Annotated in this window: 21 protein-coding genes; 13 read left to right on the top strand and 8 right to left on the bottom strand. The window is 60.4% G+C overall.

What is annotated here, in order from left to right; genetic code table 11:
• Positions 1-20 precede the first annotated feature (20 nt).
• From CAG02_RS10400 to CAG02_RS10385, 4 genes are all read left to right on the top strand, one after another.
• A complete protein-coding gene (locus CAG02_RS10400; protein WP_085710359.1) occupies positions 21-1,532 on the top strand; it encodes a cytosine permease in 1,512 nt (503 codons plus the stop codon).
• 79 nt (positions 1,533-1,611) lie between these two features.
• Complete coding sequence (locus CAG02_RS10395) at positions 1,612-2,991, top strand: sodium:solute symporter (protein WP_085710358.1); 1,380 nt, start codon at positions 1,612-1,614, stop codon at positions 2,989-2,991.
• Positions 2,992-3,073: 82 nt separating this feature from the next.
• Entirely contained in the window at positions 3,074-3,799 is a 726-nt protein-coding gene (locus CAG02_RS10390) for an MBL fold metallo-hydrolase (protein ID WP_085710357.1), read from the top strand.
• A gap of 47 nt (positions 3,800-3,846) precedes the next feature.
• A complete protein-coding gene (locus CAG02_RS10385) occupies positions 3,847-4,095 on the top strand; it encodes a phosphopantetheine-containing protein (protein WP_085710356.1) in 249 nt (82 codons plus the stop codon).
• A gap of 101 nt (positions 4,096-4,196) precedes the next feature.
• Here the strand turns inward: CAG02_RS10385 and CAG02_RS30020 are convergent, their stop codons facing one another.
• Together CAG02_RS30020 and CAG02_RS10380 are read right to left on the bottom strand one after the other, a co-directional pair.
• Entirely contained in the window at positions 4,197-4,325 is a 129-nt protein-coding gene (locus tag CAG02_RS30020) for a PA1414 family protein (RefSeq protein ID WP_007914492.1), read from the bottom strand.
• 142 nt (positions 4,326-4,467) lie between these two features.
• The gene (locus CAG02_RS10380; RefSeq protein WP_085710354.1) at positions 4,468-5,361 is read right to left on the bottom strand and encodes a LysR family transcriptional regulator; all 894 of its coding nucleotides are present in this window, start codon (positions 5,359-5,361) and stop codon (positions 4,468-4,470) included.
• A 105-nt stretch (positions 5,362-5,466) separates the two neighbouring features.
• On the opposite strand from CAG02_RS10380, the gene CAG02_RS10375 reads away from it, so the two are divergent.
• On the top strand, positions 5,467-6,648 hold the full coding sequence (locus CAG02_RS10375) for an MFS transporter (RefSeq protein ID WP_085710353.1): 1,182 nt from the start codon (positions 5,467-5,469) through the stop codon (positions 6,646-6,648).
• Here CAG02_RS10375 and CAG02_RS10370 read toward each other — a convergent pair.
• The 3 genes from CAG02_RS10370 to CAG02_RS10360 form a co-directional block, all read right to left on the bottom strand.
• Positions 6,593-7,525, bottom strand: a complete 933-nt coding sequence (locus tag CAG02_RS10370; RefSeq protein ID WP_085710351.1) for a DMT family transporter — start codon at positions 7,523-7,525, stop codon at positions 6,593-6,595. The two genes, CAG02_RS10375 and CAG02_RS10370, sit on opposite strands and share 56 nt — an antisense overlap.
• 152 nt (positions 7,526-7,677) lie before the next feature.
• Positions 7,678-8,088, bottom strand: a complete 411-nt coding sequence (locus CAG02_RS10365; protein ID WP_085710350.1) for a DUF2177 family protein — start codon at positions 8,086-8,088, stop codon at positions 7,678-7,680.
• Between the two features lie 45 nt (positions 8,089-8,133).
• A complete protein-coding gene (locus tag CAG02_RS10360) occupies positions 8,134-8,970 on the bottom strand; it encodes a S1 RNA-binding domain-containing protein (protein WP_085710349.1) in 837 nt (278 codons plus the stop codon).
• A 350-nt stretch (positions 8,971-9,320) separates the two neighbouring features.
• On the opposite strand from CAG02_RS10360, the gene CAG02_RS10355 reads away from it, so the two are divergent.
• The 3 genes from CAG02_RS10355 (at position 9,321) to CAG02_RS10345 (ending at position 11,374) form a co-directional block, all read left to right on the top strand.
• Positions 9,321-9,509, top strand: coding sequence for a hypothetical protein (locus tag CAG02_RS10355; protein ID WP_016985943.1), 189 nt, complete (start codon positions 9,321-9,323; stop codon positions 9,507-9,509).
• A 207-nt stretch (positions 9,510-9,716) separates the two neighbouring features.
• Positions 9,717-10,433, top strand: coding sequence for a TorF family putative porin (locus CAG02_RS10350; RefSeq protein ID WP_085710348.1), 717 nt, complete (start codon positions 9,717-9,719; stop codon positions 10,431-10,433).
• A gap of 71 nt (positions 10,434-10,504) precedes the next feature.
• A complete protein-coding gene (locus CAG02_RS10345; RefSeq protein ID WP_085710347.1) occupies positions 10,505-11,374 on the top strand; it encodes a DUF6279 family lipoprotein in 870 nt (289 codons plus the stop codon).
• A gap of 57 nt (positions 11,375-11,431) precedes the next feature.
• Here CAG02_RS10345 and CAG02_RS10340 read toward each other — a convergent pair whose 3' ends face one another.
• Positions 11,432-11,824, bottom strand: coding sequence for a transcriptional regulator (locus tag CAG02_RS10340; protein ID WP_085710345.1), 393 nt, complete (start codon positions 11,822-11,824; stop codon positions 11,432-11,434).
• Between the two features lie 175 nt (positions 11,825-11,999).
• Here CAG02_RS10340 and CAG02_RS10335 point away from each other — a divergent pair, with 175 nt between their 5' ends.
• From CAG02_RS10335 to CAG02_RS10320, 4 genes are all read left to right on the top strand, one after another.
• On the top strand, positions 12,000-12,734 hold the full coding sequence (locus CAG02_RS10335; protein WP_085710344.1) for a thioredoxin family protein: 735 nt from the start codon (positions 12,000-12,002) through the stop codon (positions 12,732-12,734).
• Positions 12,735-12,815: 81 nt separating this feature from the next.
• Positions 12,816-13,091, top strand: a complete 276-nt coding sequence (locus CAG02_RS10330; RefSeq protein ID WP_085710342.1) for a hypothetical protein — start codon at positions 12,816-12,818, stop codon at positions 13,089-13,091.
• A 224-nt stretch (positions 13,092-13,315) separates the two neighbouring features.
• Positions 13,316-13,900 carry a papain-like cysteine protease family protein gene (locus tag CAG02_RS10325; protein ID WP_085710340.1) on the top strand — a complete coding sequence of 195 codons (585 nt, stop codon included), beginning with the start codon at positions 13,316-13,318 and terminating at the stop codon, positions 13,898-13,900.
• A 12-nt stretch (positions 13,901-13,912) separates the two neighbouring features.
• Positions 13,913-14,512 carry a hypothetical protein gene (locus CAG02_RS10320; RefSeq protein WP_085710338.1) on the top strand — a complete coding sequence of 200 codons (600 nt, stop codon included), beginning with the start codon at positions 13,913-13,915 and terminating at the stop codon, positions 14,510-14,512.
• Positions 14,513-14,574: 62 nt separating this feature from the next.
• Here the strand turns inward: CAG02_RS10320 and CAG02_RS10315 are convergent, their stop codons facing one another.
• Positions 14,575-15,915 (bottom strand): DEAD/DEAH box helicase, encoded by a 1,341-nt coding sequence (locus CAG02_RS10315; RefSeq protein WP_085710336.1) that lies wholly within the window; start codon positions 15,913-15,915, stop codon positions 14,575-14,577.
• Between the two features lie 191 nt (positions 15,916-16,106).
• Between CAG02_RS10315 and CAG02_RS10310 the strand changes: the two genes are divergently transcribed.
• Complete coding sequence (locus CAG02_RS10310) at positions 16,107-17,405, top strand: mechanosensitive ion channel family protein (protein WP_085710335.1); 1,299 nt, start codon at positions 16,107-16,109, stop codon at positions 17,403-17,405.
• 64 nt (positions 17,406-17,469) lie between these two features.
• Here the strand turns inward: CAG02_RS10310 and CAG02_RS10305 are convergent, their stop codons facing one another.
• The gene (locus tag CAG02_RS10305; RefSeq protein WP_007956548.1) at positions 17,470-18,111 is read right to left on the bottom strand and encodes a hydrolase; all 642 of its coding nucleotides are present in this window, start codon (positions 18,109-18,111) and stop codon (positions 17,470-17,472) included.
• Between the last annotated feature and the right edge of the window lie 122 nt (positions 18,112-18,233).

Below are 18,233 nucleotides of genomic sequence, written 5' to 3'. Positions count from 1 at the left end.
CTTTATGATCGGAGCAGATCATGAATAACAACAACAAAGACCAAAGCCTTACGCAGATTGAAACCCACGGGGTCGAACAGATCCCGGACAACGAACGCACCGCCGGTCCCGTGGACTTGTTCCGCATGATCTTTGGCGGCGCGAATACCTTTGCCACCGCCGTGCTCGGCAGTTTCCCGGTGCTGTTCGGCCTGTCGTTTCAGGCGGGCGTCTGGGCGATTGTCTCGGGCGTGCTGCTTGGCTCGCTGATCCTCGCACCGATGGGCCTGTTCGGCCCGCTCAACGGCACCAACAATGCCGTGTCGTCCGGTGCGCACTTTGGCGTGCACGGGCGGATCGTCGGTTCGTTCCTCTCGCTGCTGACCGCCATCGCCTTCTTCTCACTCTCGGTGTGGAGTTCGGGAGATGCGCTGATTGGTGGTGCGAAACGCCTGATCGGCCTGCCGGAAACCGACCTGACCCTGGGCCTGGCCTACGGTCTGTTCGCGATTCTGGTGCTGACCGTGTGCATCTACGGCTTCCGCTTCCTGCTGTGGGTGAACAAGGTCGCGGTGTGGAGCGCGAGCCTGCTGTTCCTGCTGGGTATCTTCGCCTTCGCCGGGCCTTTCGATTCGCACTACGCCGGCACCGTCAGCCTCGGCCAGCCGGGCTTCTGGGCCGCGTTCATCGGCGCCGCACTGGTGGCCATGAGCAACCCGATTTCCTTCGGCGCGTTCCTCGGCGACTGGGCCCGCTACATCCCGCGTGAGACCTCGCGCAAGCGGATCATGGCGGCGGTGATTTTCTCGCAGATCGCTACGTTCATTCCGTTCCTGTTCGGCCTGACCACCGCCACCATCGTAGCGATCCAGGCACCGGACTACATCGCGGCCAACAACTACGTCGGCGGTCTGCTGGCGGTGTCGCCGAGCTGGTTCTTCCTGCCGGTGTGCCTGATTGCGGTGATCGGCGGCATGTCCACCGGCACCACGTCGCTGTATGGCACGGGGCTGGACATGTCCAGTGTGTTCCCGCGCCTGCTGTCGCGAGTGAAAGCGACGCTGCTGATCGGCGTGCTGTCGATTGCCTTCATCTTCATCGGGCGCTTCGCGGCGAACCTGGTGCAGAGCGTGTCGACCTTCGCCGTGCTGATCATCACCTGCACCACGCCATGGATGGTGATCATGATCATCGGCCTGGTGGTGCGCCGCGGCTTCTACTGCCCGGACGACCTGCAAGTGTTCACACGCGGCGAGCAAGGCGGACGCTACTGGTTCAGCCACGGCTGGAACTGGCGCGGCCTGGGTGCATGGATCCCGAGCGCGGCGGTCGGCCTGTGCTTCGTCAACCTGCCGGGGCAGTTCGTCGGCCCGCTGGGTGAACTGGCCGGCGGCATCGACATCAGCCTGCTGGTGACCCTGGGCCTGGCCTCGGTGATGTACCTGATGCTGCTGAGCCTGTTCCCGGAACCGGCGCTGGTCTACGGGCCGAAGGATCCACGGAGCAAAGGCGCCCATGCGCCTGCTGAAGCGGCGCTGCGTCAGGCCGCCTGAAGAAACGAATCGCCTGTGGGAGTGAGCCTTCTCCCACAGTGTTCCACCCCATAAAAAAGACAATCGGAGACACGCCATCATGGCTTTGGATTTATTCGTCGTCCTCATCTACGCGGCCGGCATGCTCTTGCTCGGCTATTTCGGCATGCGCAAAGCCAAGACCAACGAGGACTTCCTCGTCGCCGGGCGTAACCTCGGCCCGAGCCTGTACATGGGCACCATGGCCGCGACCGTTCTCGGTGGCGCGTCCACCGTCGGCACCGTGCGTCTGGGCTATGTGCACGGCATCTCAGGTTTCTGGCTGTGCGCGGCACTGGGTTGCGGCATCGTCGCGCTGAACCTGTTCCTGGCCAAGCCGCTGCTGAAACTTAAGATCTACACCGTTACCCAGGTCCTGGAAAAACGCTACAACCCGATGGCCCGTTCGGCGAGCGCGGCGATCATGCTGGCCTACGCGCTGATGATCGGCGTGACCTCGATCCTCGCCATCGGCACCGTGCTGCAAGTGCTGTTCGGCCTGCCGTTCTGGGTTTCGGTGCTGCTCGGCGGTGGCGTGGTGGTGGTGTACTCGGCCATCGGCGGCATGTGGTCGCTGACCCTGACCGACATCGTGCAGTTCATCATCAAGACCGTGGGCCTGATGTTCATCCTGTTGCCAATCTGCCTGTACAAAGTCGGTGGCTGGGACGAACTGGTGCTGAAGCTGCCGGCGGCGGCGTTCAACTTCACCACCATCGGCTGGGACACGATCATCACCTACTTCATGATCTACTTCTTCGGCATCCTGATCGGTCAGGACATCTGGCAACGGGTGTTCACCGTCAAGAATGAAAAAGTGGCTCAGTACGCCGGCAGCTTCGCAGGCATCTACTGCATCCTCTACGGTCTGGCCTGCGCCCTGATCGGCATGGCAGCGCACGTACTGATCCCGGATCTGGACAACGTCAACAACGCCTTCGCCGCGATCGTCAAACTGTCGCTGCCGGACGGCATCCGTGGTCTGGTGATCGCCGCCGCCCTGGCCGCGATGATGTCCACCGCCAGCGCCGGCCTGCTCGCCGCCGCCACCACCCTGACCGAAGACCTGCTGCCGAAACTGCGTGGCGGCAAACAGTCGAGCCTGGGCATCAACCGCCTGTTCACCCTGCTGACCGGTGTCGTGGTGCTGGGTATCGCGCTGATTGTGAATGACGTGATCAGCGCCCTGACCCTGGCCTACAACCTGCTGGTGGGCGGCATGCTGATCCCGCTGATCGGTGCGATCTTCTGGAAACGCGCCACCACCGCCGGCGCCATCGCCAGCATGGGCCTGGGGTTCGCCACCGCCCTGCTGTTCATGGTCAAAGACGGTCTGGACGCCAACACGCCTATCTACTACAGCCTGGCTGTGGGTCTGGTGAGTTTTGTGGTGGTCAGCCTGATGTCTCGTCGCCCAAACGTGGTGGCCAGCGCGATCTAAGCTAAAGCGGTAGCAACAACTTTCTTCGGCGGGTGTGGCGTCGGTTGCCACACCCGTTTTTTTCGTCTCAAGGAAAGTGCCTATGAAGATTGTTTCCCGGGATCAATGGTACGAAGTGCAGCACCTGAGCGACGGCATTCGCCTGATTCACGAGCCTTACATTCGCCCGTTCTATCGCTGCAACCTGTGGCATGTTCAGGGGCGGGACAAGGATCTGCTGCTCGACAGCGGTTCCGGGCTGGTGAGCCTGCGCGAACAACTGCCGTGGCTGACCGAGCGGCCGCTGGTGGCAGTGGCCAGTCATTGCCATTTCGACCACATCGCCGGTCATCACGAATTTGCCGAACGGCTGGTGCATCCCGCCGAGGCGGATATTCTGGCGGCGCCGGATGGCGAGAATGACTTGAGCCGGGCCTTCGTCGGCGACGACATGTTCGAAGCGCACCCGGATTGCCCGTTGTGCTACGCCGAATACCGGGTCAAGGCCGCGCCGGCCACCGGGTTTGTCGAGGACGGTGATGTGCTGGACCTGGGCAACCGCACGCTGCAGGTGCTGCACACACCGGGGCATTCACCGGGCGGGATCAGCCTCTATGAAGCCGCCAGCGAAACCCTGTTCAGCGGCGACATCATCTACGACGGGCCGTTGATCGAAGACGCCTACCACTCCAATCTCGAGGACTACGCTGCCAGCCTGCGACGTTTGCAGGCGCTGAAGATCCGCACGGTGCATGGCGGGCATTTCGGCAGTTTCTCGGGAGAGCATTTACATTCGATGATTGACGAATGGTTGCGCCGACACGCCTGAGGCCTGCTGTACTCCAGTCAGATCCCGCCACTTTTTGAACATCTGCCATGAGAAGAGCTGCCGTGCGTGCCGCCGTGCACCGATTCATCAAACGCCTGCTGGAACACCGCGACTTCAATGACAACACCAGTCTGGCGGAACTGGGTCTGGAGAAGGCGGACATCGAGGATCTGATCTTCCATCTGGAAGATGAATTCGGACTGACGGCCTTCACCGCCGAAGAGGACCGCATGCTCAAGAGCGCGAAAACCGCGAATGACTTGAGTCGGTTTCTGTTGGAAATCGGGCGGCACTGAGAAGCAAAAGGTCGCCGTTTCGGGCGGCTCCAGCTTCTTTTCTGCCGGAGCCGCCCGAAACGGCGACCTCTCTAATCTTTAATCCTTGGAGCCGGAAGGCATTACCGCCGACGCTGCTGACGCCGACGCTGTTCGTCGTCAGTGCGAATCGGGACCGGTTGCAGAGGCGGTTCGATCAAGCCGAGAGCAACACCCAAATCGTGCAGCCAGTTCTGAATTTTCTCTTTCATCGTCATGCCCCCTTCAGGGTGGTGCTGAGCGGCCGGAATTCTGTAGCCGCTTCGCACTGATAATAGTCCGAAGTCCTACGCAATGCTCGGCGAAATCCGCAATGATCTGTTACTGAATGGATCAGAATCCCTGACCGATCGTTCAAGCCGTTTCCCGGGTATCTTCGCCAGCCACGGGATAGAGCGCCTGCTGCTGTTCAATCCACGCATTGAGGTTGGCGCCGACCATGCCCCGGCGCCACATGAGCCATGTTGTCGCACTGGCAAAAGGCTCGGTCAGCGGGTGCACTGCGACACTTTCGCGTCCCGGCAGGCTGGCGAGCATCGACTCCGACATCAGCGCCACGCCGCTGCCGGCAATTACACAGGCGAGCATGCCCTGATAGGACTCGATCTCCATCGCCCGGCCCATCGCCGCGTGATAGTGGGCAAACCACGACTCCAGCCGCGCGCGGTAGGCGCAGCCATGGCGAAAGGTGAACACCGCCCGTCCCTCGACATCCTTGGCACTGCGCACCGGCGGGTGATCGGCCTCGCTGATCAGCACCAGTCGCTCGTTGCACAATGGCACACCGTCGATCCCGGCCAGTTGCGGCGGGCCGTCCACCAGCGCCGCATCCAGCCGCCCGGTGAGCAAACCTTCCAGCAATTCGCCGCTGGGTCCGGACTGCACCTGCAGATTCACCGCCGGATATTGTTTGTGATAGCGCGCCAGCAACGCCGGCAAATGGATCGCGGCGGTGCTGTACAGGGTGCCGAGCACGAAATCCCCCGCCGGTTGCCCGCCCATCACCGCCGCACTGGCCTGATCACGCAGGGCGAACAGTTTGCCGGTGTAGTCCAACAGGACTTTTCCCGCAGGCGACAACTGCAAACGCTGACGCTCACGGACGAAAAGTTCGACGCCCAATTGCTCTTCGAGCTGTTTGAGCCGGGTCGACAGGTTCGACGGTACGCGATGCAGGCGTTCGGCGGCGCGAGTGATCGAGCCCTCCTCCGCCACGGCCTGGAAGATCCGCAATTGGCTGAACTCCACAACCTTTCTCCTGAACAGAACAAGTTACTCACTATTATTCAATTTTAAAGAAAGTCAATCAGTCCTAGCCTGACGGTCATCGAACCTTCCAACGGAATCCAGACCATGTCGCCGCTGATTCGCTTATCCGCCAGTTTCATTGCCCTGATGATGGCCATGGGCATCGGGCGTTTCGCCCTCACACCGCAACTTCCCCACCTGATCAGCGAAGGGCAGATCGACCTGACTGCCGCCGGTCTGATTGCGGCCGCCAACTACCTCGGCTATCTGCTCGGCGCCGTGGACGCGATGTTTTCCCGCCGGCCGGATCAAGTGCAGCGGCGTCTGCATGGCGGCTTGTGGTTGTGTGTGCTGCTGACGCTGGCATCGTTCTGGGCCAACGGCTTCTGGTCGCACTTGCTGCTGCGCTTCGGCACCGGTGTGGCGAGTGCCTGGGTGCTGGTGATGATTACGGCGCTGAGTCAGCCGCTGGCTGCGGCGGCGGGTCGCCCACGGTTGGGAGCGCTGGTCTTTGCCGGGCCGGGTCTTGGGATTTTTCTGACGGGCTTGTTGGCGCTGTTCTCGCATCTGGCGCAGCAGACGTCCGCCACTTTGTGGCTGATCTATGCCGCCGTGGCGCTGGTGATGTTGCTGGGGATCGTGCGGATCCTGCCGCAACCGGGCGTCAGTGCAAACGTCGCGCCTGCCGCCGTCAATCATTCGAATCGCGGGATTGGGCGGTTGGCGGTGGTGTATGCCTTGTACGGCGTGGGCTACATCATTCCGGCCACGTTCCTGTCGCAGATGGCCAACGCGCAGTTTCACGGACAATGGCAGGCGGATCTGTTCTGGCCATGCTTCGGCCTCGGCGCCGCTATCGGTGTGTTGCTGGTGAGTTTGCGCCGGCACGATCCGGACACCACCCGTCACTGGTTGATGGCAACGCTATGGCTGCAGGCCGCCGGAGTGTTTGCCTGCCTGCTGGGCAGCGGCCTCGGCCTGGCTTTGGGCGTGATCCTGTGCGGCACGCCGTTCCTGGCCTGCATGCAACTGGTGATGCAGCGCTCCCGGGAACTGGCACCCCACGCCACCCAGCGCAACGCCGGCCTGCTCACCGCGTGCTTCGCTGTCGGTCAGCTCAGCGGGCCGTTGCTGGCGGCGGTCAGCAGCCACTTCAGCGGTGGCCTGCAACCGGCGCTGGTGATCGCCGGCAGCGGCCTGCTGATTGCCGGTGGCCTGGCGTGGAAGCCGCTTACGACTGGCCGAGCGCTTTGCGCAAACGCCGACGCACCCACTGTTCCGCGCTGACGAAGGTGATGCCGAGCAACACCAGCACGGCACCGATGATGAAGTTCAGGCTCAGTTCTTCGCCAAGCAGCACCACGCCGAACGTGACGCCGAACAACGGCGTCATGAAGGAAAACACCGCCAGATTGGCCGCCAGATAACGGCGCAGCAGCCAGAACCAGGTCAGGTAACTGAAGAACGACACCACCAGGCCCTGGAACAGCACGCTGCCCACCGCCACGGCGGTCAGGCTGACGTGGGTAATCTGGCCGCTGAGCAGCGCGATCAACAGCAGGCCGACGAAACCGACGATCAGTTGATAAAACAGCGTCAGCGTCACCGGCGCTTCCGACAGGCGCGAGGCGCGCACCACCACGGTGGTCGCGCCCCAACTGGCCCCGGCCAGCACGCCGAGGGCATCGCCCAGCAGCATGCGGTGATCGAGGTTGTCCCATGACACGCCGCCGGCAAACGCTACCGCGATCCCGACAAATGCCATGAAGATCCCCAGCCATTGCACCGGTCGCAGACGCTCGCTGGGCAACAGGAAATGCACGCCCAGCGCAGTGAAGATCGGCGCGGTGTAGAGGAACACCGACATGTGCGCCGCAGTGGTCAGTTGCAGGCCTTCGGAAATGAACAGGAACTCAAGGCCGAACAAGGCACCGGCCAGCAAGCCGCCGCGCCAGGTCGTGCCGACCTGATCCCAGCCGCCCTTCCAGCAGATGAGCAGTCCTACAAGCAACGCGGAAATCCCCGACCGCCCCGCCGCCTGCATCACCGGCGCAATGTCGGTCGCCGCCCACTTGATCAGCACCTGCTGCACGCCCCAGATCAGGCACAGGCCGATCATCACTTGCAGGGCAAAGCCGTCGGCACTGCGCCGACTGACGCTCACCGCAACACCTCGAACACACACGACATGGCAGTTTTTCCAAAGGTCAAAACAACGCCCCGGCTCTTCGTCCGGGGCGAAAAATGGTCTCGGGGATTATTAACCAGTTGGCCAGAAAAAGCCGTCTGGAAGAGACACTTCATTCTCCTGAAGCGTCAGCGGTGACGGGTTGACCTGCCAAACCGGCCGGCCACGACAAATCCGACTGTACAGGCCAGCGCCGTGGCAAACGTCCCCCATGCCCAATCCATCAATGTCACCTGCATCGACCAGCCGCGCAGCGTCGCCCAGTTGGTCAGGTCGTAGGTGCCGTAAGCGACCAGCCCGAGCAGCGCCCCCATGCGGGCGGCGCGTTGCCAGGTCAGCGCCGGCAACACCACGAACGCCACGCAGCCGAAAACGTACAGGCAATAAAAAACCGCTGCTGGCACCAGCAACGGTTTTTCGAGCATCAGCGGACCAAGCAGTTCGCGATAGGTCGGCGCCATCAACACGCCGAGCCAGAAGCCGTCGAGCAAAAGAAACGTCAGCAGCGTGGCGGCGTAGGCAATCAGCGCTTTTTTCATTTGCCCGACCTCAGGTTGGCCCATGCAACATGGGCCACGTCTGGCTCAGGTTAGTTCAATGCGATCGGCATGAATGACGATCTTGCCTTCCTTGTACAACGAACCGATGGCCTTCTTGAAGTTGCCCTTGCTGACACCGAACAGGCTGCTGATCAGCGCCGGGTCGCTCTTGTCGCTGACGGCCAGGGTGCCGTTGCTTTCGCGCAACTTGGCGAGGATCTTCGAACTCAGGCTGCTGGCCGCTTCCTGACCCACCGGTTGCAGGCTCAGGCTGATCTTGCCGTCGGCGCGCACTTCCTTGATGAAACCTTTCTCGCGCATGCCGGAACGCATGAACTTGAAGATTTCATTCTTGTGGATCAGACCCCAGTGCTTGTTGTTGATGACAGCCTTGAAGCCCATGTCGGTGGCTTCGGCCACCAGCAGATCGACTTCCTGGCCCACGCTGTAGTTGGCCGGGGTCTTGTCGAGGTAGCGATCAAGACGCGCGGTGGCGGTGATGCGGCGGGTGTGTTTGTCGAGGTAGACATGCACCACGCAGTATTCGCCGGCGGTCATCTGGCGTTTTTCTTCGGAGTAAGGCAGCAGCAGATCCTTCGGCAGCCCCCAATCGAGGAACACACCGATGCTGTTGACTTCAACAACTTTCAAACTGGCAAATTCACCGACCTGAACTTTTGGTTTTTCAGTGGTGGCAATAAGTTTGTCATCGCTGTCCAGATAAATGAAAACATTGAGCCAGTCTTCATCTTCGCTGGGAATATCTTTGGGGATATAACGGTTGGGCAAAAGAATTTCGCCGTCGGCACCGCCGTCCAGATATAAACCGAAGTTAGTGTGTTTAACCACTTGCAAACTGTTGTAGCGCCCGACTAAAGCCATTTCCAATACCCTCATTGCGTGGGCGGCATTCTACCCGGTTTTGCCGGGTTCGTTGGCCGGCAGATGCTCCCGCAAACTGAAAATTGCGCGAAGCCCTGATTTTCCTTGGTTTGCCGCCGAGCAGGCGCCACTCGTCAGACCACCTCGGCGACTCCCCGGCGCGACGCCCCCGCGAAAAAGCCACCGATCCCGATAAATGTTGTTATTTAAAACAGCAGGTTAGCGGGATATTTCTAATAATTAATCGAGAATAATCCACCCGCACGCTGGGTTATTCCGGGGGATATTTACCAAGCAATTGTCAAGTTATTCCTGTACGATGCCTGGCCGAGTTACTTTTCTACAGGTTAATGGCCGCCATGCGTGTAAAAGCATCCACCAGCAAAGCAAAGCCAGCTCCAGCCGTTGAAACCAGCGAATCGATCAACGATCAGATCGCGGCATTCCTCAAGTCCGGCGGCGAGATCCAGCAAATTGCCAAGGGCGTCAGCGGCCAGACGTTCGGCCCGTCCAAGCAGATCAGCCTGGGCAAGAAGTAACACCCCGCAACATCCCAGTCCCAAGGCGCTTTGAGCTTCGAAGCGTCTGGACCGGAACCCTCGCAAAATCCCTCGCACGTTTAATCAAAAAAGCATAAATCGACGAACGGCCCTCGATGAGGATCATTCGCCGGTATCCTTGCACGCGTCTGGATCAAGCGTTTCAGCAGGTACGTCGGCCTGCGCTCGCTGTTCATGGAGTGACGCATGCTCAAACCCCTCTGTTTAATTCTTGCAGGACTGCTGACGAGCCCGGTGGCGCACGCGCAGATTTTCCAGCGCGAACTCGGCGACTTCGACCTCAAGCTCGGCACCACGCCCAGTCGCAGCATGGCCCAGGGCCTGGTCAAACCTTCTGCCGCCGGCTCGTTTCACGGCGGCCTCGATCTGACCCACGACAGCGGCCTCTACGTTGGCCAATACGCGCCGAGCATGGGGCTGACGCCGGGCAAGAATCTGGAAATCGACTCCTACGTCGGCTTCAAACAACCCTTCGATCAAACCCTCGGCTACGAAGTCGGGATGATCCATTACAGCTATCCGAAGGTCGACACCCTCGACAGCCAGGAACTGTTTGGCGGCCTGACCCTGCTCGGAAGCCGTTTCGGCATCGCACTGAGCAACGACCCGGACAAACAGAACAACACTTTGTTTGCCGATCTGGGCGGCAACCAGCCGTTCGGCATCGGGATCAGCATGAAATACACCACCCATCAGCTCAATACGCCGGTCTCGGTGGACGGCGGTTATGTCAGCAGTTTCACCGACTGGTCGGTGAAATTTTCCCGGCCGGTGATGGGCATCGACCTGGACCTGATCTACAGCAATTCCAGCCTCAGCGGCAGCGATTGCTCCGCCTATTCCGGGCACAACAGCCAGTGCGACGGGCTGGTCACGCTCAAGGCCGAACGCGCGTTCTATTGATTGGCTGAACTGCTGGGAGCATCCTGCGTTCACATAAGAATCAGACGCCAGGCTTTCGCAAGGACTCGCTCATGTCTCGCTGGTTCAAACGCTGTGTCACCCTGTTGATCTTCACCCTCGCCCTCGGCGCGTGCAGCCGCGTCGGCCTGGCCTATCGCAATCTCGACGTGATCATTCCCTGGACGCTCAGCGACTACCTGGACATGACCGGCGAGCAGAAAGGCTGGTTCAACGAACGCCTGAAGGAACACCTGAGCTGGCACTGCACCACGCAATTGCCGGGTTATCTGGACTGGCTGGATCGCCTGCAGACCATGGTCGAAACCAATCAGGTCACCGACGCCGCACTCCAGGCCCGCACTCTGGAAGCCAAGCAGGCGATTGCCGAGACCGCCCGGGAAATCACCCCGTCGGCCATCGAGTTGCTGCAAGGGCTGGACGACAAACAGGTCGCCGACATGAACGATGCGTTTGCCAAGGATCTGCGCAAACGTCAGCAGGAATATGTGAAACCACCATTGGCCCAGCAGATCGCCGAGCGTGGCGCCCGCATGGACAAACGCCTTAACGACTGGCTCGGGCCTTTGAGTGTCACGCAAGAGCAACGGGTAATGGCGTGGTCAACCGCACTCGGCGACCAGAACACCCAATGGATCGCCAACCGTGCGCATTGGCAACAGCAGTTCAGCGCCGCCGTTGCCCAGCGTAAAAGTCCGGAATTCCCACAGCGGATCGAGACACTTCTGGTCTATCGCGAGCGTTTATGGACAGCGGATTACCGCAAGGCCTATGCCGACACCGAAGCCCAGGCCCGCTCGTTGGCGGTTGATCTGATGGCAGAAAGCACACCGCAACAACGCCAGCGCCTGTTGAAGAAAATCGAAGGGGTGCGCAAGGACTTCAATGATTTGAAGTGTCTGAAAGCGGCGAAAGCAGGCTGAGGTTCATTGAACCTGCGGGAGCCGGAAACCCGGCTCCAGAGGGATCGCAGCAGGCGCTCAGGCAATCTGCGCTTTTGACGCCACACGGTCGAATGTCGCCTCATCCAGCGCATCCTCCTGTTCATCCAGCACCTGACGCGGATGATCATTACCGGGAATGCTGCTGTCGATCAGACTCAACAGGCTAGAACCACGCGGCGTCAGGCTGAAATTGTTGCCGGTGCTGCCCTCATCGTCGCCCCGAGGCTCGATAAAGCCGCGCAGCAACAGCTTCTGCTCGTATTCACAGGCGATGGTTTTCAGATGATCCAGATTCTCGATCGGCTCGCCTGCCGCGGCTTTTTCCGCCGCATAGTCTTCGGCATAGGACCGCGGTGCAAAGCTGTGGCCGGCGCCGTTCTGCACTTCATGCAGCAGGCGTTCAATCAAATCCCAGTTATAAGTCGTCATCCTGATTCAACCTCCGGTGCGCGTGATTAATGGCGCTGTCTTAGGTTGTGACCCGAGCGGGCAATAGCCGTTCAGCTTGATTTGCGGCACCGACCGACCGGCGGTCTGTCGAATCCCGTGGGCCTCGAGCGACTAGTCTGAGACAGACGGTTTCAACCCCGCAGGAGAAATCATCATGAACGTTGAGAATCATCCGGTGGTGTCGCGCGAAGAATGGCTCGCCGCCCGCAAGCAGCATCTGGCTGATGAAAAGGCCTTCACCAGGGAGCGCGACCGCCTCAGCGCCAAACGCCGCGCGCTGCCGTGGGTGAAAGTCGACAAGGAATACCGCTTCATGGGGCCGGACGGCGAATTGAAACTTGCCGACCTGTTCGGCCAGCACAGCCAGCTCATCGTCTATCACTTCATGTTCGCCAAGGGCTGGGAAGAAGGCTGCCAGGGCTGCTCCTTCCTCGCTGATCACTTCGACGGCGCCAATCTGCACCTGGCTCATCACGACATTGGGCTGGTGGCGGTATCCCACGCGCCATTCGCCGAATTCCAGGCGTTCAAGCGGCGGATGGGCTGGAAGTTCGACTGGGTGTCGTCGGACGGTTCCGATTTCAACTACGACTTCGGCGTGTGTGCCCGTGCTGAAGACGCCGAATCCGGAAAAGCTACGTACAACTATGAAAAGACTGACAGTGGCGAAGAGGAAATGCCGGGGCTGAGCGTGTTCTATCGCGCCAATAACGGCGAGATATTCCACACCTACTCAACCTACGCCCGGGGTCTGGACATGCTGGTCGGCGCCTACAACTTTCTCGACCTCACGCCCAAGGGGCGGAACGAGGACGAAATCATGGAGTGGGTGCGGCATCACGACCGGTATGAGGGAGAAACGAAATCCAGTTGCTGCCACGGCGACTGAGCCGGCAAAGACACTGAACTTTTCACGGGGCACGGCCCTCAACCGGTTAACCCGCCTTAACCGGATCTGAGGCCTGCCATCATGAAAACCCTGCTCACCCTCACACTCGCCACCACCTTCGCCTGTGCCCTGCCCGTCTGGGCCTGCACCCCGGAAGAAGCCACCGCCAAACGTGAACAACTGGCTCAGGAAGTGGCAAAGCTCACCGAGCAAAACCCGACCAAGGCCAAGGAAATCAACGCCGAGCTGCAGAAAATGGACCTGGGCACTGCCTCTGCCGATCTGCCGGACAAATGCCAGTTGATCGACCAGCGCTTGAAGGAGCTGGATTCGGCCGAGCACAAAACCGAGGGTTAACGGCCTCGGGCTTCAGCCCACCACAAAGGACATGCTCAAAGCAGTGTCCTTTCGTCCGTTGAATTGCATTTGTGCATTTATTTATTTGCACAAATGCATATTCAGACCTAGGGTTACCTCGAGCCTGATCGGAACCGGCCATCGGCGATGGCAACCCATTCACAGCCGATCACTCGCAACATCCACACGTTGGACATTTGTTTTCATTCATGGAGGATTGAAAAATGTTAACCACTGAAACAACGCAATACACCGGCAACACCCTGCCCGGATGCCTGACCGGCCATCTGCTCGACGCGCAACTGGTCGAGGTCGAAGCCGCGCCACAGGTCGAGGCCCTGGCGGCCTCTAGCCTGAACTTCACGATGCAGCAACAGACCCAGACCAACTGGTGTTGGGCCGCGGTTTCCGCTTCGGTCGGCAACTATTACGGCACCGGGTCCTGGACTCAGTGCGGCGTTGCCAGCACCCAATTGAACCGCAACTGCTGCAGCCAGCCGGGGCCGTGCAACGTCTACGGTTATCTGGATTCGGCCCTGCAAACCACCCGCAGCTACAACGGGATGAATCAGGGTTCGTTGCAGATGTCGGCCATCCAGAACCAGATCAACATGGGCCGGCCCGTCGGTCTGCGCTGTGCCTGGTACGGCGGCGGTGCGCACTTCCTGACGATCTATGGCACCAACGGCAACTACGTGCTGGTTGCGGATTCGATCTACGGCTATTCGACCCGCGCACTGAACTCGTTCCCCGGTTCCTACAACGGTGGCGGCAACTGGACCCACACTTACTTCACGGCGAAAAACTAGGAGGGCGACATCATGCAACTGACTTATCCAAAGGCGCCTTCCAACGGCGTACAGACCTTGCGTCCGGTGCTGCAAGCAGCGCTGCAAACCCAGGGGTTTGGCATCAATCGCCAGTTCGCCAGTGCTGCACCGGCGAAAATCAGCCTGAGCGAGGCCTATCGCGGCTACTCGCTGAGCCTGGAGGATCTGAGCCGGGGCAAAGGCCTGAAGGACGCCCGGGTCGGCGACTGGCATTACCTGGTGTTTGCCGACGGCGTGTCGATTGCCGATGCGCAATTGGCCGAAGTCCGCGGTCACGTCGAGTTTGCCTCGTTGAACCACGGCAACCTGGCCACCGCCACGGTCGATGCGCTGAAGCTGGCCGAGCAATCGCCGCAGTTGCAGGGCAAAACCGTCGAGCTGCGAGTGTTGTTCGTTTCGGCGCTGCATGTCGTAGCGATCTGGCTGCACGCGGCCGGTGAAGATGTGCTGATCCCGATCGAGCCGACGCCCAAGGAGCTGGCCCTGACCGGGCTGTACAGCGAGGCCGCCCTGCTCGCGCAGCTCAAACCGAAGGCGGATCAGACCAAGCAACGCTTTGATGCCGACACCCGTGGGCAACTGGGCAGCTGATAAACGCAGGCAATAAAAAACCCGGACAGTGTCCGGGTTTTTTATTGCCTGCCTGAAACGCCTTACTCGGCCGCAGGTGCAGCCGGCTTGCGGCGCTTGAGCGGGGCCATGCCGTCGCTGCTCACCAGAGAATCCGGTTTCGGACGGTTGGCGCTCTTGCGCTTGGTCGGGGTCTTGGCGGCGGCTTTTTTCTTGTCGCCCTTGGCGTCGGTCTTTTTCTTCTTCACGCCGACGGCCTTGCCCGATGCCTTGACCTTTTTCGGTCCGCCGTAGGTGCCTTTGACTTCCTTGATGGTGCGGCGCTCGAAGCTCTGCTTCAGATAACGCTCGATGCTCGACATCAGGTTCCAGTCGCCGTGACAGATCAGCGAGATCGCCAGACCGTCGTTGCCGGCACGGCCGGTACGACCGATGCGGTGTACGTATTCGTCGCCGCTGCGCGGCATGTCGAAGTTGATCACCAGATCCAGGCCGTCAACGTCCAGACCACGGGCCGCCACGTCGGTGGCCACCAGGATCTTCACGCCGCCCTGCTTCAGACGGTCGATCGCCAGTTTGCGATCCTTCTGGTCTTTCTCGCCGTGCAGCACGAATGCCTTGTACTCCTGAGCGACGAGGCGACCGTAGATGCGGTCGGCCATGGCCCGGGTGTTGGTGAAGACGATAGCCTTCTGATAGGTCTCGTTGGCCAGCAGCCAGTTGACGATCTGTTCTTTGTGCTGGTTGTGGTCGGCGGTGATGATCTGCTGACGGGTGGTGTCGTTCAGCTGGCTGACCGCATTGAGCTGCAGGTGCTCGGGGTTGTTCAGCACCTTGGCGATCATCTCGCGCAGGCCGGAACCGCCGGTGGTGGCGGAGAACAGCATGGTCTGCTGACGGTTCGGGCATTCGTCGACCAGACGCTGCACGTCTTCGGCGAAACCCATGTCGAGCATGCGGTCGGCTTCGTCGAGCACCAGCACTTCGACTTCTTTCAAATCGAGGTTGCCGGCGTTCAGTTGCTCGATCATCCGGCCCGGCGTGCCAATCAGGATGTCCGGCACCTTGCGCAGCATGGCGGCCTGGACCTTGAAGTCTTCACCGCCAGTGATCAGGCCGGACTTGATGAAAGTGAACTGCGAAAAGCGCTCGACTTCCTTCAGGGTCTGCTGGGCCAGCTCGCGGGTCGGCAGCAGGATCAGGGTCTTGATGCTGACGCGGATCTTGGCCGGGCCGATCAGGCGGTTGAGGATCGGCAGGACAAACGCGGCGGTCTTGCCGCTACCGGTTTGCGCCGTCACCCGCAGGTCACGCCCCTGAAGCGCCAGCGGAATGGCCGCGGCTTGCACAGGCGTTGGCTCGACAAATTTCAGCTCGGCCACGGCTTTGAGCAGGCGTTCGTGCAGGGCGAATTGGGAAAACACGGGTGCTACCTCGAAGATATGCAGAAAAACAGCTGCATAGGTTACCGGTTTCGAGCGCTCAGGCCGAGTTTCTTTGTGAAATCAGCCGCAATCAGTGGCTTTTTTGTTGCTCGATTTGTCTCCAACGGTAATACACAGCGTCTTAAATGCTCTAATCGCCCGTCGCGTCCTACAGAAGAATCGTTGCCCTCATGGATTTCAAACAGCTCTGGCTCAACGCCCAAGACCTCTGGGGTGCCCTCGATCAGCACCCGCTCCTGCACGCCGGCCTGGCACTGATCCTGCTGCTGGTGATCGCGCTGGTCCTCGGACGAGTGGCGCGTTACCTGATCCTGCATGCCAGCCGCATGCTCGGTCGCCAGCCCGCGCTGCACTGGATCAACGACTTTCGGCATAACAAGGTGTTTCAGCGTCTGGCGCAGATGACGCCGTCGCTGGTGATCCAGTTCGGCCTGCACCTGGTGCCGGAGCTGAGCAAGACCGCCATGGTGTTCCTCGGCAATGTCGCACTGGCGTTCACCATTCTGTTCCTGCTCCTGTCGGTCAGCGCCCTGCTCAATGCGCTGCTGGACATCTACGCCCGCACCGAACATGCCCGCACCCGCTCGATCAAGGGTTATGTGCAACTGGCAAAAATGGTTTTGTATGTGTTCGGCGCGATCATCATCGTCGCCACCCTGATCGACCGCTCGCCGCTGTTGCTGCTGTCCGGTCTGGGTGCAATGTCGGCGGTGATCCTGTTGGTCTACAAGGACACCCTGCTGTCGTTCGTCGCCAGCGTGCAACTGACCAGCAACGACATGCTGCGGGTCGGCGACTGGATCGAAATGCCGCAAGTCGGCGCCGATGGCGACGTGGTCGACATCACCCTGCACACGGTCAAGGTGCAGAACTTCGACAAGACCATCGTCTCGATCCCGACCTGGCGCCTGATGTCCGAATCCTTCAGAAACTGGCGCGGCATGCAGCAGTCCGGCGGGCGACGGATCAAGCGCAGTTTGTTCATCGACGCCAGCGGCGTGCGTTTCATCCGCGACGATGAAGAAGAAAAACTCTCTCAGGTGCACCTGCTGACCGCGTACATGGGCCGCAAGAAAGCCGAGCTCAAGGCCTGGAACGAAGCCCAGGGCAACGTCGCGGCGATGTCGGCCAACCGCCGGCGCATGACCAACATCGGCACTTTCCGCGCCTATGCCTTGGCTTACTTGAAGAGCCACCCGGAGATCCAGCCGAACATGACCTGCATGGTCCGCCAGATGCAGACCACGGCCCAAGGCATTCCGCTGGAAATCTACTGCTTTACCACCACCACGGTGTGGGCCGATTACGAGCGGATCCAGGGGGATATTTTCGATTACCTGCTGGCGGTGCTGCCGGAGTTCGGGTTGAGCCTGTATCAGCAGCCGAGTGGTGGGGATTTGCGCTCCGGGATATTGCCGGCAGTCCTTGGCGCGAGCCACATTCCAGAAGCCGAGAAGCATCTGATGTAGAGTTTTCTTGAGCGCAACAAAAAAGACGCAACCCCGGTTGCGTCTTTTTTGTCCGGCCGACTTATCAGGCCTGACGCTGCGGTGCCTTGTGCACCATGGTGTAGGCGTAGTCGACGCCCATGCCGTACGCGCCGCTGTGCTCCAGCACCAGATCCATCACTGCCTGATAGGTGTCTTTGTGCGCCCAGTCACGCTGGTACTCGAGCAGTACTTGCTGCCAGGTCACCGGTACGGCGCCGGCCTGAATCATCCGCTGTACCGACATGTCATGAGCTTCTTTGGTGGTGCCGCCGGACGCGTCGGTGACGATGTACACCTCGTAGCCTTCGGCCAGGGCTTCCAGGGCCGGGAAGGTCAGGCAGACCTCGGTCCAGAGCGCGGCGATGATCAGTTTCTTGCGGCCGGTGGCCTTCACCGCGTCAACCAGCGCCTTGTCTTCCCAGGAGTTCATCGAAGTGCGCTCGATCGGCTTCTGCTCCGGGTGTACCGCCAGCAATTCCGGCCAGATGTAGCCGCTGAAGCTTTCGGTTTCGACCGAGGTGTAGATGGTCGGCACGTTGAAGATCTTCGCCGCTTTGGCCAGGCCGACGGTGTTGTTCTTCAGAGTCTGACGGTCGATCGACTGTACGCCGAAAGCCATTTGCGGCTGGTGGTCGATCAGGATCAGAGCGGAGTTGGTCGGGTTCAGCAGTTCACGGATAGACATGGCGCGTTCCTTTTGATGTCGATTCAGAGTTTCGATTGGGTAATGGGTGAGTCGAGTGGCTTGCCGTCTTCAGCGTTGTTGTCTCGGCTTGGATGTCACTTTAGGGGCTAGCCGATAAAGGG

This window comes from Pseudomonas sp. R43(2017) (genome assembly GCF_002112345.1).
GTDB classification, from domain to species: Bacteria; Pseudomonadota; Gammaproteobacteria; order Pseudomonadales; family Pseudomonadaceae; genus Aquipseudomonas; species Aquipseudomonas kribbensis.
This window is presented reverse-complemented; position numbering and strand designations above follow the sequence as displayed.

Coding starts and splice junctions, on each gene's coding strand:
- CAG02_RS10400 (WP_085710359.1), top strand. CDS start 21: ATGAATAACAACAACAAAGACCAAAGCCTTACGCAGATTGAAACCCAC.
- CAG02_RS10395 (WP_085710358.1), top strand. CDS start 1,612: ATGGCTTTGGATTTATTCGTCGTCCTCATCTACGCGGCCGGCATGCTC.
- CAG02_RS10390 (WP_085710357.1), top strand. CDS start 3,074: ATGAAGATTGTTTCCCGGGATCAATGGTACGAAGTGCAGCACCTGAGC.
- CAG02_RS10385 (WP_085710356.1), top strand. CDS start 3,847: ATGAGAAGAGCTGCCGTGCGTGCCGCCGTGCACCGATTCATCAAACGC.
- CAG02_RS30020 (WP_007914492.1), bottom strand. CDS start 4,325: ATGAAAGAGAAAATTCAGAACTGGCTGCACGATTTGGGTGTTGCTCTC.
- CAG02_RS10375 (WP_085710353.1), top strand. CDS start 5,467: ATGTCGCCGCTGATTCGCTTATCCGCCAGTTTCATTGCCCTGATGATG.
- CAG02_RS10365 (WP_085710350.1), bottom strand. CDS start 8,088: ATGAAAAAAGCGCTGATTGCCTACGCCGCCACGCTGCTGACGTTTCTT.
- CAG02_RS10360 (WP_085710349.1), bottom strand. CDS start 8,970: ATGGCTTTAGTCGGGCGCTACAACAGTTTGCAAGTGGTTAAACACACT.
- CAG02_RS10355 (WP_016985943.1), top strand. CDS start 9,321: ATGGCCGCCATGCGTGTAAAAGCATCCACCAGCAAAGCAAAGCCAGCT.
- CAG02_RS10350 (WP_085710348.1), top strand. CDS start 9,717: ATGCTCAAACCCCTCTGTTTAATTCTTGCAGGACTGCTGACGAGCCCG.
- CAG02_RS10345 (WP_085710347.1), top strand. CDS start 10,505: ATGTCTCGCTGGTTCAAACGCTGTGTCACCCTGTTGATCTTCACCCTC.
- CAG02_RS10340 (WP_085710345.1), bottom strand. CDS start 11,824: ATGACGACTTATAACTGGGATTTGATTGAACGCCTGCTGCATGAAGTG.
- CAG02_RS10335 (WP_085710344.1), top strand. CDS start 12,000: ATGAACGTTGAGAATCATCCGGTGGTGTCGCGCGAAGAATGGCTCGCC.
- CAG02_RS10330 (WP_085710342.1), top strand. CDS start 12,816: ATGAAAACCCTGCTCACCCTCACACTCGCCACCACCTTCGCCTGTGCC.
- CAG02_RS10325 (WP_085710340.1), top strand. CDS start 13,316: ATGTTAACCACTGAAACAACGCAATACACCGGCAACACCCTGCCCGGA.
- CAG02_RS10320 (WP_085710338.1), top strand. CDS start 13,913: ATGCAACTGACTTATCCAAAGGCGCCTTCCAACGGCGTACAGACCTTG.
- CAG02_RS10310 (WP_085710335.1), top strand. CDS start 16,107: ATGGATTTCAAACAGCTCTGGCTCAACGCCCAAGACCTCTGGGGTGCC.
- CAG02_RS10305 (WP_007956548.1), bottom strand. CDS start 18,111: ATGTCTATCCGTGAACTGCTGAACCCGACCAACTCCGCTCTGATCCTG.